Here is a 12,463-nt window from a genome sequence, read left to right as displayed (position 1 = left end):
AGCGAACAGATGCTCGACTTATTGACGCAGCCGCTTGGCGTAAAGGTATTGTTTACTCGTGCCTCGTGAGGAACTATTGCGGCTCGCGCTCGATGCGGTGTCAGTCTCCGCTCGCGGGAGCGTGGATCGCGTTGTGGCTCTCGAAGCGTTGCGGTCACTGTCCGAGTCGGGCCTCCATGCGGAAGTGTCGCGGGCCAGGTCGGCTGGCGTGACATGGGCTGCGATCGGGCAGGGGCTGGGTGTGACCCGGCAAGCCGCGTTCCAACGGTTCGGGCCGAAGGTCAAGGAAGCAGAAGCGAGAGGTGGAGCGATGATGAGAGCGCTTTTGGGTGAGGCCCCGGAACTTGCGAAAGAGGTAGTCCGCGCGATCGTGGAGTCGCGGATTGATGACGCCGTCACGAACTACTTCGGTGCGGAGATCTCCGTCGTGCTGACTCCGGACAAGCTGGCGAGAGCTTGGGGTGATCTGGTTGCGTCGTTCGGCGAGTGGGAGGACTTCACGGGCTCCGCGGCCGTGATTTCTGGGGACTATGTGGTGGCAGAGACGCGGCTTGAGTTCGAGGCTGGGACTGTGACATGCCGGAGCACGTGGAGCGCCGAGGGAAGGTTGGCCGGCTTGTACTTCGTCCCGGTCGCGGAGTGAACACGGCACGCCGGATCAGCACCGAGGTTGCGATCGCGATCGGGACTGGATTGTTGTGCGCGCTTGTCGCGCCAAGCGCAGGAGTGGTACTGCACTGGGCCCCTGATCAACACGCCCCGTGGCGGGCGCCCGGCCTAATGTTCGCCGGCACCGCCACCCTGATCGTGATAGTCCTCGGCCGACTCCTCACTATTCTCACCAGGGCGGGCGAATCTCCCACAACGCGCAACCTGTGGAGCATTGAGTCCGGCCTTGGTGTAGCGCTGACCGCATTCGCGGGACTCCAACGCATCCAGGCCATCCCCTTTCTGCTTATCGTCTGCGCAGCGCTAGTAGTTGGCTTGGCGACCTACTCTGCTCTGAGAAGGATCTCCTGATTCCTGCGCGATGCCCACGGCACTCGGAGGGATGAGGCGGGCAATGAGGCCGCCACCAGTACCGCACCGCACATCACTATTCCGAAGCTCCAGCGAGCATGTAAAGAATTCTTGACACCCGCGAGTGTGTGGATGTACGCTGTGCGTGTCAAGAATCTTTTACATCGGAGGCATCATGGTCTACGAAGAGCGCAACGCCTGGGCGGGACTCATCGTGAGCCCGATCACGATGGTCGTCTACGTCGTGCTGGTGCTCCAGCAGGCGGCCGGCGGGCCCCTCACCGCGGTCGACTGGTTCCCGCTGATGCTCTGGGTGATCGGCGGCGGCATCGTCGCGACGATCGTCATCGGCATCGTCTGGGGGATGATCGCCGGAGCGAAGGACCCCGACGGGGTCGGGCGCTCCGACATCCGCGACCGCGACATCAACCGCATGGGCTCGCGCGTCGAGCAGGCCTTCGTCGTGATCGCCGGTCTCGGCGTCATCCTGCTCTGCGCAGTCGGAGCCGACGTGTTCTGGATCGCCAACACGATGTTCGCCGGGTTCGCGGTCTCGGCGCTCGTCGGCGGCGTCGCCAGGGTGATCGCCTACCGGCGGGGGCTCGTCTGATGGTCAAACCCACCCTCGTCTCGAACAGCATCCGACTGCACCGCGAGCAGGCGGGGCTCACCCAGGCCGAACTCGCGCGCACGATCGGCGTGACGCGGCAGACGCTCATCGCGATCGAGCAGCAGAAGTACTCGCCGACGCTCGAGCTGGCCTTCCAGATCGCCCGTGCCTTCGGCGTCGGCCTCGACGAGATCTTCCAGTACCCCGCCCCGCCGTCACCAGAAGGAGCATCATGACCGAGACGATGTCGGCCTGGCGCCGTGAGACCTACGGGCCCGCCGAAGGAGTGGCACTCGAGCGGATCCCGGTGCCGGTGCCGCACCACGGCGAGGTGCTGCTGCGGGTGCGGGCCACGGGCCTGAACGCCGGCGATGTGCGGCTCCTGCTCGGCGACCCGCTTCTCGTGCGGCCGGTCTTCGGGCTCACCCGTCCGAAGCATCCGGTGCGGGGCATGGAGGTGGCCGGCACCGTTGTCGCCGTGGCGCCCGACGTGGTCAGCGCCGAGGTGGGAGAGGAGGTCGTCGGCGAACTGGTCGGCGGCGGCGGCCTGGGGAGTACGTGCGCGTGCCCGCCTCGCGCCTCGTGCCGATCCCGCCCGACGTCGCGCCGGCGACCGCCGCGAGCCTGCCGATCGCCGCGGGAACCGCGTGGCAGGCGCTCGACCTTGCTCGTGTCGGCCTCAGGGCGGCGACCCCGCGCGTCCTGATCATCGGGGCGTCCGGCGGTGTCGGCACGTTCGCGGTGCAGCTGGCCGCGCTCCGCGGAGCGGAAGTCTGGGCATCCTGCAGCAGACGCAACGCCCCGCTCGTCGAGCGCCTCGGCGCGGTCCGCACGTTCGATCACCGGGAGTCGCCGCTGAGCGAGCTTCCGTCCGGCCGCTTCGACGCGATCATCGACATCGCGGGAGGGATACCGCTGCGCGAGCTGCAGCGGCTGGTCGTCCACGGCGGCTCGATCGTGCTGGTCACCGGCGACGGCGGGCACGTGCTCGGTCCTGTGCCGCGGATGCTGCGGGCGGCGGCTCTCTCCTGGGCGCGCGCCGCATCCGTCCCCTCGCCGCGACGCCCCGGCCCGAGGTGCTGGCCAAGCTCCTCGAACTCGTGGCCGAGGGGCGCGTGGTGCCGGTGGTCGAGCGGGAGTACCCCTTCGCCGAGGCATCCGCCGCGCTCGCCCACCTCGAGGCCGGCCACACCGTGGGCAAGGTCGTCGTCCACGGGTCCTGAGGCTCAGGCTCGGGCCTCTGGCGGCGCACAGGGCGCGGATGGCACAATGGACTCCGGCGTGCTCGAGTCGCATCTTCCCCGCCGCCGGCTCTGAACGAGCGGCGGGTCGAAGGACCGCCGGGCCCCTGGACAGCGTCCGCCGCGCCCGTCCATTCGAGGAGCATCCATGTCGACGCCGGAAACCGCCGTCTCCACCGCCCCCGTGCGCACCGCGCACCGCCGCCATTACCTGATGTGCAAGCCGGAGCACTTCACCGTCAACTACTCCATCAACCCGTGGATGGAGCCCTCACGGCCCACCGACACCGCGAACGCGGTCGCGCAGTGGCAGAAGCTGTACGACCTGTACGTCGAGCTGGGCCACGAGGTCGAGCTCATCGAGCCGCTCGCCGGATACCCCGACATGGTCTACACGGCCAACGGCGGGTTCCTGATCGACGGCCGCGCGTACGTGCCCGAGTTCCGCTTCGTCGAGCGTCAGGGCGAGGCCCCGCTTTCGCGGAGTGGTTCCGCGCCGCCGGCTACGACACCGTGATGCCCCAGGAGGTCAACGAGGGCGAGGGCGACTTCCTGCTCGTCGGCGACGTGATCCTGGCCGGCACCGGATTCCGGTCGACGGGTGACAGCCACCGCGAGGTCGGAGAGGTCTTCGGCCGCGAGGTCGTGTCGCTGAACCTCGTCGACCCGCGGTTCTACCACCTCGACACCGCGATCGCCGTGCTCGACCCGGTGCAGGGTGTCGAGAACGGCGGGCCCGAGCGGGCGAACATCGCCTACCTTCCCGGCGCCTTCGACGACGCCAGCCGTGCCGAGCTGGAGCGCCGCTTCCCCGACGCGATCCTGGTGTCGGACGAGGACGGCTCGGTGTTCGGGCTGAACTCCTCGAGCGACGGCTACAACGTGATCATCTCGCCGCGTGCGACCGGCTTCGAGAAGCAGCTCCGCGAGCGCGGCTACAACCCGATCACGGTCGACCTGTCCGAGCTGCTGCTCGGCGGCGGCGGCATCAAGTGCTGCACGCTCGAACTGCGAGGCGCGAAGTGACCGCCGTCGACGAGACGACCGCGGCGGGAACCGAGCCGCACGTCGCACACAACTACCACCCGCTGCCGGTGACCATCGCCGAGGCGGAGGGCGCCTGGGTGACCGATGTCGAGGGCAAGCGCGCTACCTCGACCTGCTCGCGGCATACTCCGCGGTGAACTTCGGGCACCGGCATCCGGCTCTCGTGGCCGCGGTCACCGAGCAGCTGGGCCGCGTCACGCTCGTGAGCCGTGCGTTCCAGAGCGATCGGCTCGAACCGTTCGCCGCCGCCCTCGCCGAGCTCGCGGGCAAGGAGCTCGTGCTGCCGATGAACACCGGCGCTGAAGCGGTCGAGACCGGGATCAAGGTCGCCCGCGCCTGGGGATATCGGGTCAAGGGCATCGCCGAGGGTCGGGCCCGCATCATCGTCGCGGCCGGAAACTTCCACGGCCGCACGACCACGATCGTCAGCTTCAGCGACGACGAGTCCGCGCGCGACGACTTCGGCCCGTACACCCCCGGTTTCGATGTGGTGCCCTACGGTGACGCGGAGGCCATCGCCGCGGCGATCACCGCCGACACGGCCGCCGTGCTCGTCGAGCCGATCCAGGGCGAGGCGGGCGTCGTCATCCCGCCGGAGGGCTACCTGCGTCGCATCCGCGAGATCTGCGACGAGAAGAACGTGCTCTTCATCGCGGACGAGATCCAGGCGGGACTCGGACGCGTGGGAGAGACCTTCGCGTGCGACCGCGAGGGCGTCGTGCCCGACCTGTACCTCCTGGGCAAGGCGCTCGGCGGCGGCATCCTCCCTGTGTCGGCCGTGGTGGGGAACACCGACGTGCTGGGTGTGATCCGTCCCGGCGAGCACGGGTCGACCTTCGGGGGCAATCCGCTGGCCGCGGCCGTCGGGCTGCGCGTGGTGGAACTGCTGCAGACCGGCGAGTTCCAGGAGCGGGCGCGTGCGCTCGGCGCCCACCTTGAACAGGCGCTGGCGCCGTTGATCGGCACCGGGGTCACGGCCGTGCGCATCGCGGGGGCTCTGGGCCGGTGTCGACATCGACCCGGCAAAGGGCACGGGGCGCGAGGTCGCCGAGAAGCTCTTCGAACGGGGTGTGCTGGTGAAGGACACCCACGGCCAGACGATCCGCATCGCGCCACCCTCGTGATCCGCGCGACCGAGCTCGACTGGGCGGTCGAACAGCTCAAGCTCGTCCTCGGGGTGTAGCCGCGGGTCGCTAGGCTCATCGCGGGGGAGCATGATCACGAGCGAAGCAGCGCGCCGCGGTACGGCGGCGCGCGGAATCCACCGAGCCGCGTGGTCGTGGTGGTCGGGGCTGAACGTGATCCTGCCGGTGGTGCTGGCCGCGCTGGCCGGACTGCTCATGCCTCGGTCGCCCGGCCTGCTCGCGCTGATCCCCGTGACGGTGCTCGCGATGGTCCTCGGGTCGCTTCCGCGCGCCGTGCTCCGCTGGCGCAAGGCCACGGCGCTGCCGCCGCCCGTCACCTGGCTGGTGTTCCTGAACGCGTGGGGGTGGACGATCGCCGCCTCCGCCCCGCTGCTGCTCAGCCGATGGTCGGAGACGTTCGACGGCGTCGAGCGCGGCTACACCGCCGTCGTGGTGGTGGCGGGCCTCGCGTGGTCGGCCCTGCTCGTGTGCGCGATCTTCGTGCCGCTCGACGTGGCCCCCACGCCGCGCTGGACCCGACTGGCGTGGACGGCCGCGACCGTCACACCTTTCGTGCTCGTGGGGGTGCTCGCGGCCGGGCTGCTCCCGGTGGGTCAGGCCGGGGAGAGTCGGGGTCGAGCGTCTTCAGGGTGTCTTCCTCGGCGGCGTTGTCGGCGTCGAGCTGATCCTCGGTGCCTTCGTCGCCGCCCAGCGCCGAGCGGTGGCCCTGACCGGCATCGCCCTGGATCGCCCCGCCGGTCGACTCGCCGCGGGAGCTGTCGCCCTGGATCGCGCCGCCTGTGCCGTCGCCCTGGCCGGAGTCCTCATCCGGCACACCGGCACCGGGGGCGCCTTCGGCCGGGTCCTGCGGGTGGGGTGTGCGTTCTGTGTTCTCGTCCATGCTGCGACCGTATGTACGCGACCCCTGTGTCGTGGAGGGCGTTGACAAACCGCGCGCCGGGAGTCAGCCCTCGAGATCGCCTTCGCGCGGACGGCGGATCGGCGTGGTCACCGCTGCCTCGTCGCTGAACTCGATCGGATCGACCTGCTCGACGATGCTCAGCGGTCGGGTCTCGTCGAGCGTGAGCAGGAAGCGGCGGTTCTCCGCGCGCCGGAGGCGTCCGGACGTCGCGACCCAGATCACCCCGATCGCGCACGCCACGAATCCGGCCGTGCCGCCGAGCATGATCGCGGCCCGCGGTCCGAACGTGTCGGCGACCCACCCTGCGATGGGGGCGCCGACCGGGGTCGAGCCCATGATCACCGCCATGTAGAGGGCGAGGACGCGCCCGCGCAGCGCCGGGTCGGTCGTGATCTGCACGTAGCCGTTGGCGGTGGTGAGCAGTGTCACGATCATGAATCCGGTGAACGTGAGCGTGACGGCGTACGAGGCGTAGGTGGGCATCGCCGACGACACGAAGGCCGCGATGCCGAAACCGCCGGCGGCGAGGATCACGACGCGCACGCGTGCCCTTTCCCGTCGAGCCGCGAGCAGGGCCCCGATCAGCGAGCCGATCGCGAGCACCGAGCTGAGCACCCCGTAGCCGTCGGCGCCGGCCCCGAACTCCAGCGCCATGGTCGAGGCGAAGATCGGGAAGTTCATGCCGAACGCCCCGATCAGGAACACCGTGACGAACACGACCCGCAGGTCGCTGCGTCCCCATACGTAGCGGAATCCGGCGGCCAGTCCGCCACGACTGCGGCTCTTCAGACGCGGGGCAAGCAGGCCGGTGCGCAGCATCGACACCGCGAGGATCATCGCGAGGAAGGTCGCGGCGTTCACGATGAACACCCATCCGGAGCCGATCGCGACGATCAGCAGCCCTCCGACCGCCGGCCCGATCATGCGCGCCAGGTTGAACGACGCCGAGTTGAGGGCGACCGCGTTCGAGGTGTCGCCCTTCGACACCATGTCGGAGACGAATGCCTGCCTCGCCGGAGCGTCGAACGCGTTCACGATGCCGAACCCGAGGGCGAAGCCGAACATCATCGGCAGGGTCATGACGCCGCCGAGCAGCAGCACGCCGACGGTGATCGCGAGCGCCAGCAGCGCCGTCTGGGTCGCGAGCAGGATGTGCCGCCGGTCGAAACGGTCGGCCACCCACCCCGTCAGGCTCACGAGCACGAGGGGAGGCCCGAACTGCAGCGCCATGGTGATGCCCATCGCGGTGGCGTCGTTGTCGGTCAGCTCCGTGAGCACGACCCAGTCCTGGGCGGTCGCCTGCATCCACCCGCCGACGTTGGAGACCAGCGCGCCGGCGAACCAGATGCGGTAGTTGACGTTCGCGAACGAACGGAACATCGCGCTCATCGCTCCACCACCCGCCGCATCAGTGCGCTGGCCTCGCGGAGCGTGGCGAGCTCGTCCTCGGTGTAGTCGACCTCGCGCAGCATCTCGGCGAGCAGCTCGTCGCGTCGGCGGATGGTCTCGACGACGAGCTCGGCACCGGCCGCGGTGATGTCGACCTGCACGCGGCGGCGGTCGTCTTCGTCGGGGTGCGGACCACGAACCCCTGCTCTTCGAGTCCGTTGATCGTGCTGGTCATCGACGGGGCGGTGACGCGCTCGCGCTGTGCGAGCGTGGAGATCGTCCGGCGTCCGTTCATGCGCAGATCGGCGAGGACGGCCAGCTGCGCGTCGCTCATGGAGTCCGCGGCGCGCACGCACCGGAGGCGCCTGGCCAGACGGAACGTCGCCATACGCAGATCGGTGGCGGTGCTGTGGAGGGATTCATCGGACGCAGACATTACTTAGATAGCCTATCTAATTTTCGCGACCGCCGGTGGGGCGGGCACGGGCACAATGGAGGAGTGACCCGAACGCTCGCTCTTGAAATCGCCGTGCAGGACCCCGCCGGAGTACGCATCGCCGCGGAGGTCGGCGCCGACCGGGTGGAACTCGGGACGGCACTCGCGCTCGGTGGCCTGACCCCGTCGCCCGCGACGCTCGAACTCGCGGTCGAGGCGGCCGGAGCCGACGGGCCGGAGGTGCACGTGCTGGTGCGTCCGCGCGCGGGCGGCTTCCACTACGAGGAGGACGAGCTGGCGGTCGCCGAGCGCGATGTGCGTCACGCGATCGCGCTCGGCGCCTCCGGCGTCGTCATCGGGGCGCTCGATGCGGACGGGCGGCTCGACCTGTTCGCCATGGCCCGCCTGCGCGATGCGGCCGGAGGGGCCCCGGTCACGCTGCACCGGGCGATCGACGTCACGGCCGATCCGGTCGCGACGCTGCGCAGTGCGCGCGAGCTCGGTCTCCAGCGGGTGCTCACCTCGGGAGGCGCGTCCGCCGCGATCGACGGTGTCGACACCCTGCGTGCGCTCGTCGCCGCGGCCGAGGGCGAGATCGAGATCATGGCTGGCAGCGGTGTCGACGCGACGAGCGCCCCCGTGCTCGCCGCGGCCGGCGTCGATGCGATCCACTTCTCCGCCAAGCGCACCGTGGTCGAGGAGGGCGGCGTGCGCATGGGCTCCGCCTCGGACGGAGTCGGCGGCTACGAGGTGACCGATCGCGCCATCGCCTTCGCGATCAAGGATGCCCTCGGCCGGTAGGCAGCCGCGACGCGTGGTGGGTAGGCTCGCACCGTGATGGATACCCGTGAGTTCACCGATGCCTACGGCGTCGACATCGTCTACGACGTCCATCCCGCCGAAGGGACGCCGCGCGGCGTGGTGCAGCTGCTGCACGGCGTCGGCGAGCACGCCGGCAGGTACGGTGCGCTGATCGGGGCCCTCACCGGCGCCGGGTTCCACGTGTACGCCGACGATCACCGAGGACACGGGCGCACGGGGATCCGCCAGCACGGCGGCCCCGAGCGGCTCGGTCGACTGGGCGTCGGCGGACTCCGGGCGGCGAAGGAGGCCGTCTGGCAGCTCACCGGCCTCATCCGCGAGGAGCATCCCGACCTTCCGCTCGTGCTGCTCGGGCACTCGTGGGGCTCGTTCCTCGCGCAGATGCTCGTCAACGATCACCCCGAGGCCTGGGATGCCGTGATCCTCTCCGGCTCCGCGCTGCGGATGCCCGGCTCCCTCAACGCCGCGCCCCTGAACGCACGGTGGTCCGGGGAGGGAGCCACGGGTCTCGAGTGGCTCAGCCGCGACCCCGCGGTGTGGGCCGCTTTCGCCGACGACCCGCTGACCACCGACGTCCCCCTCCTCAAACTCTTCGGTCCGATCGAGGCAGCCCGGCTCTACGGGCGCCCGGCGAAGGACCTCGGACACGACATCCCGATGCTGCTGCTGGTCGGACGCGACGACCCCGTCGGCGGGCCGCGCAGCGTGCACAAGCTCGCCGACGAGTACCGCAGCCGCTCCGGACTCACCGACGTCACGACGCTCGTGTATCCCGACGCGCGGCATGAGATCTTCGCGGAACTGCAGCAGGCCGAGGTGCGCGCCGACGTGCTGGCGTGGCTCGACGCGCACATCCCCGCGCGCTGACCACCTCTCCCGGTCGGCCTCTCCGGATCGGCCGCTCCCGATCGGCGCGGATGTTCCCCGACGGTGCGGGTGTGACGCGGCGTTACGCGCGGTGAAGGCGTGTGACGAGACGGCATCGATGCGAGGAGTGCCGCAATAGATTCGGGGCAGTAATCCGCGTATGAGCGAGGAGGCGCCTGCGGGCGCCGCCCTCGCAGGGGAGGATCCGCTCCGATGAGCTTCGTCAAGGACTGGCAGGACTGGCACGCATCCCGCGAGCGCTACGCGGGATCCGAATACGGTCCTTCCGCGCTGGAGTCGACGAACTGGCTCATCACGGAGGCCGCAGCGGTCGACGGCATCCCGGGGTTGTGGGCCCTCACGGGCGATGGGGGCATCCGCGGCAGCGAGCTCGGGCAGGCGGGGTCGACCGTGACGCTGCGGGGGCCGAGACGCTGCGCATCGGGCGTCGTGAGCTCCGTGTGTTCGACCGTCACGGCGCCGTGGCCCTCCGGGTGCTGAACCCTGCACGACCGCAGCGGGAGTGGTTCACCGCGATCGACGCCTATGCACCGGACGAGCGGTGGCGGTTGCCCGCGGTCTTCGAGCACACGCCGGACGAGCGGATCGTGATCACGTCGGTCGACGGCGCCGCACGGGAGACGCCGGTGGCCGGTCGGCTGCGCTTCGAGCTGGCGGGCGCCGCACAGACGTTGACCGTGACGCGCAACGGGCAGGGAGCCCTGAACGCGGTCTTCGCCGACGGCACCAACGGGCTCGAGACGTACCGCTTCCGGTTCCTCCCCGTCGATGAGCCCGGCGACGACGGCACGGCCGTGATCGACTTCAACCGCGCCTATCTGCCGCCGTGCGCGTTCTCCGACCAGTTCGTGTGCCCCCTGCCCCCGCCGGGCAACCGCTATTCGACGCCCATCCGTGCCGGGGAGAGAGTCGTCGTCCTCGGCGGCTGACCCGCCGGATGACGGGCCGTGCGGCTTAAGCTGGAGGCGTGCACGGTGAATACAAGGTCCCAGGGGGAAAGCTCGTCGTCGTCGACCTCGACATCGAAGACGACAGGATCGTCCGCTTCCGCCTCGCAGGAGACTTCTTCCTCGAGCCCGACTCGGCGTTGGGCGACATCGACGAGGCTGTGAACGGGCTGCCCGTCGAGTCGGATGCGACCGCGATCGCCGCCGCCGTGCGCGGTGCCCTCCCCGACGGTGCGCAGCTGCTCGGCTTCACGCCGGAGGCGGTGGGGACGGCCGTGCGCCGTGCGCTCGTGACTGCTCCGGGCTGGCGTGACTTCGACTGGGAGATCGTGCACGACAAGGCCGTCTCACCGCGCATGAACCTCGCCCTCGACGAGGTGCTCACCGCCCGTGTCGGCGAGGGGCGACGGCGTCCGACCCTGCGCATCTGGGAGTGGGACGAGTCGGCCGTGGTGATCGGGTCGTTCCAGTCGTACCGCAACGAGGTCGATCCCGAAGGCGCGGCGAAGCACGGATTCGACGTCGTCCGGCGGATCTCGGGCGGCGGGGCGATGCTCATGGCCGCGGGGCAGATCATCACGTACTCGCTGTACGTGCCGGCATCCCTGGTGGCGGGCATGACGTTCGCCGACTCGTATGCCTTCCTCGACGATTGGGTGCTGCAGGCGCTGCGGTCCCTCGGCATCGATGCCGTCTATCAGCCGCTGAACGACATCGCGAGCCCCACCGGCAAGATCGGCGGCGCCGCGCAGAAGCGTCTCGCCAACGGGGGTGTGCTCCACCACGCGACCCTCTCCTACGACATCGACGGTCAGGTGATGACCGAGGTGCTGCGCATCGGACGCGAGAAGCTGAGCGACAAGGGCACCGCGTCTGCGGCGAAGCGCGTCGACCCTCTGCGGAGCCAGACCGGACTCGAGCGCGCCGAGATCATCGAGCGGTTCAAGGACACGTTCCGTTCGTTGACCGACGCCGAGTCGGGGTCGATCAGCGCCGACGAGTACGCCGACGCCGAGGCGCTCGTCGCGTCGAAGTTCGCCACCGACGCGTGGCTGCATCGGGTGCCGTGACACCGCATCCGGCTCTCGGGGCGGTCACGATCATCGAGGGGGACAACCTCGCCGTCGCGGCGACGCTGCCGTCCGGATCGTTCACGCTCGTGTACCTCGACCCGCCGTTCAACACCGGACGCACGCAGGAGCGCCAGGTCGTGACCGCGCGTCGGGCGTCGGCACCCCACGACGAACCTGCCGGGTCGGGGACGACTCCTGCCGAATCGGACGCTCCGACCCCGGTCGCCGCCGACTCCGCACCCCCGTCCGGAGAGACCGAGGTGCGCCACGGGTTCCACGGCCACGCGTACGAGCGGGTGCGCGGGATGCTGCGGGCGTACGACGACCGCTTCGACGACTACGGAGCGTTCCTGATGCCGCGGCTCGAGGAGGCGTGGCGGCTGCTCGCCGACGACGGCACGCTGTACCTGCACCTCGACTACCGGGAGGCGCACTACGCCAAGGTCATGCTCGACGCGGTCTTCGGGCGGGACTGCTTTCTCAACGAACTGATCTGGGCGTACGACTACGGCGCCAAGTCGCGCAGCCGCTGGCCGACCAAGCACGACACGATCCTGGTGTACGTGAAGAATCCGCGGGAGTACGTCTTCAACTCCGACGAGGTCGACCGCGAGCCGTACATGGCGCCCGGACTCGTCACGGCTGAGAAGGCCGCACGCGGCAAGCTGCCCACCGACGTCTGGTGGCACACGATCGTGCCGACGACCGGGCGCGAGAAGACGGGCTATCCCACGCAGAAACCCGAGGGGATCCTCCGGCGCATCGTGACGGCGTCGAGTCGTCCGGGTGACCGGGTGCTCGACCTCTTCGCGGGGAGCGGGACGGCGGGGGCGGTGGCCTCGGCGCTCGGACGCGACGCCGTGCTCGTGGATGACAACCCCGAGGCCGTCCGGATCATGACGGCCCGGATGCCGCACGCCGAGGCGACGACGCTCGCCTGACCC

At 70.0% G+C, this 12,463-nt stretch carries 14 protein-coding genes and 4 pseudogenes; 14 read left to right on the top strand and 4 right to left on the bottom strand.

Going from position 1 to position 12,463, the window contains the following annotated elements; all coding sequences use genetic code 11:
* Positions 1–241 precede the first annotated feature (241 nt).
* The 8 genes and pseudogenes from G4G29_RS17540 (at position 242) to rocD (ending at position 5,101) form a co-directional block, all read left to right on the top strand.
* On the top strand, positions 242–643 hold the full coding sequence (locus G4G29_RS17540; RefSeq protein WP_210274197.1) for a DUF3887 domain-containing protein: 402 nt from the start codon (positions 242–244) through the stop codon (positions 641–643).
* 522 nt (positions 644–1,165) lie between these two features.
* Positions 1,166–1,630, top strand: coding sequence for a hypothetical protein (locus G4G29_RS17535; RefSeq protein ID WP_244632158.1), 465 nt, complete (start codon positions 1,166–1,168; stop codon positions 1,628–1,630).
* Positions 1,630–1,866 (top strand): helix-turn-helix transcriptional regulator, encoded by a 237-nt coding sequence (locus tag G4G29_RS17530; RefSeq protein ID WP_183150997.1) that lies wholly within the window; start codon positions 1,630–1,632, stop codon positions 1,864–1,866. Before G4G29_RS17535 ends, G4G29_RS17530 begins: the two co-directional genes overlap by 1 nt.
* Positions 1,863–2,336, top strand: coding sequence for an alcohol dehydrogenase catalytic domain-containing protein (locus G4G29_RS22785; RefSeq protein ID WP_244632157.1), 474 nt, complete (start codon positions 1,863–1,865; stop codon positions 2,334–2,336). The genes G4G29_RS17530 and G4G29_RS22785 overlap by 4 nt, the downstream gene beginning before the upstream one ends.
* A 35-nt stretch (positions 2,337–2,371) precedes the next feature.
* A pseudogene (locus tag G4G29_RS22780) lies at positions 2,372–2,542 on the top strand (NAD(P)-dependent alcohol dehydrogenase); the annotation flags it as partial.
* A gap of 164 nt (positions 2,543–2,706) precedes the next feature.
* Entirely contained in the window at positions 2,707–2,853 is a 147-nt protein-coding gene (locus tag G4G29_RS22775; protein ID WP_244632616.1) for a zinc-binding dehydrogenase, read from the top strand.
* Between the two features lie 166 nt (positions 2,854–3,019).
* Positions 3,020–3,897, top strand: a pseudogene (gene ddaH, locus G4G29_RS17520) (dimethylargininase).
* A pseudogene (rocD, locus tag G4G29_RS17515) lies at positions 3,894–5,101 on the top strand (ornithine--oxo-acid transaminase). Before ddaH ends, rocD begins: the two co-directional pseudogenes overlap by 4 nt.
* A gap of 503 nt (positions 5,102–5,604) precedes the next feature.
* Here the strand turns inward: rocD and G4G29_RS17510 are convergent.
* The 4 genes and pseudogenes from G4G29_RS17510 to G4G29_RS24220 form a co-directional block, all read right to left on the bottom strand.
* Positions 5,605–5,943, bottom strand: coding sequence for a hypothetical protein (locus G4G29_RS17510; protein ID WP_183150996.1), 339 nt, complete (start codon positions 5,941–5,943; stop codon positions 5,605–5,607).
* Between the two features lie 63 nt (positions 5,944–6,006).
* Positions 6,007–7,344 (bottom strand): MFS transporter, encoded by a 1,338-nt coding sequence (locus G4G29_RS17505; protein WP_183152887.1) that lies wholly within the window; start codon positions 7,342–7,344, stop codon positions 6,007–6,009.
* Positions 7,345–7,349: 5 nt separating this feature from the next.
* Positions 7,350–7,514 carry a hypothetical protein gene (locus tag G4G29_RS24225; RefSeq protein ID WP_309491672.1) on the bottom strand — a complete coding sequence of 55 codons (165 nt, stop codon included), beginning with the start codon at positions 7,512–7,514 and terminating at the stop codon, positions 7,350–7,352.
* A gap of 74 nt (positions 7,515–7,588) precedes the next feature.
* Positions 7,589–7,648 (bottom strand): annotated as a pseudogene (locus G4G29_RS24220) (MarR family transcriptional regulator); the annotation flags it as partial.
* A gap of 204 nt (positions 7,649–7,852) precedes the next feature.
* On the opposite strand from G4G29_RS24220, the gene G4G29_RS17495 reads away from it, so the two are divergent.
* From G4G29_RS17495 to G4G29_RS17475, 6 genes are all read left to right on the top strand, one after another.
* Positions 7,853–8,590 (top strand): copper homeostasis protein CutC, encoded by a 738-nt coding sequence (locus G4G29_RS17495; protein WP_183150995.1) that lies wholly within the window; start codon positions 7,853–7,855, stop codon positions 8,588–8,590.
* Between the two features lie 36 nt (positions 8,591–8,626).
* Positions 8,627–9,478, top strand: a complete 852-nt coding sequence (locus tag G4G29_RS17490; RefSeq protein ID WP_183152886.1) for an alpha/beta hydrolase — start codon at positions 8,627–8,629, stop codon at positions 9,476–9,478.
* Positions 9,479–9,691: 213 nt separating this feature from the next.
* A complete protein-coding gene (locus tag G4G29_RS22770; RefSeq protein WP_244632156.1) occupies positions 9,692–9,979 on the top strand; it encodes a hypothetical protein in 288 nt (95 codons plus the stop codon).
* Positions 9,940–10,428, top strand: coding sequence for a DUF1684 domain-containing protein (locus G4G29_RS17485; protein WP_244632155.1), 489 nt, complete (start codon positions 9,940–9,942; stop codon positions 10,426–10,428). The genes G4G29_RS22770 and G4G29_RS17485 overlap by 40 nt, the downstream gene beginning before the upstream one ends.
* 38 nt (positions 10,429–10,466) lie before the next feature.
* A complete protein-coding gene (locus G4G29_RS17480) occupies positions 10,467–11,516 on the top strand; it encodes a biotin/lipoate A/B protein ligase family protein (RefSeq protein ID WP_183150994.1) in 1,050 nt (349 codons plus the stop codon).
* On the top strand, positions 11,495–12,460 hold the full coding sequence (locus G4G29_RS17475) for a site-specific DNA-methyltransferase (RefSeq protein WP_183150993.1): 966 nt from the start codon (positions 11,495–11,497) through the stop codon (positions 12,458–12,460). The genes G4G29_RS17480 and G4G29_RS17475 overlap by 22 nt, the downstream gene beginning before the upstream one ends.
* The last annotated feature ends 3 nt before the right edge of the window (positions 12,461–12,463 follow it).

Origin of the sequence: Microbacterium sp. Se63.02b (genome assembly GCF_014171575.1) — a bacterium.
Taxonomy (GTDB): domain Bacteria; phylum Actinomycetota; class Actinomycetes; order Actinomycetales; family Microbacteriaceae; genus Microbacterium.
The sequence above is the reverse complement of the archived record's forward strand: the minus strand, read 5'-3'. Positions and strand labels throughout refer to the sequence as shown.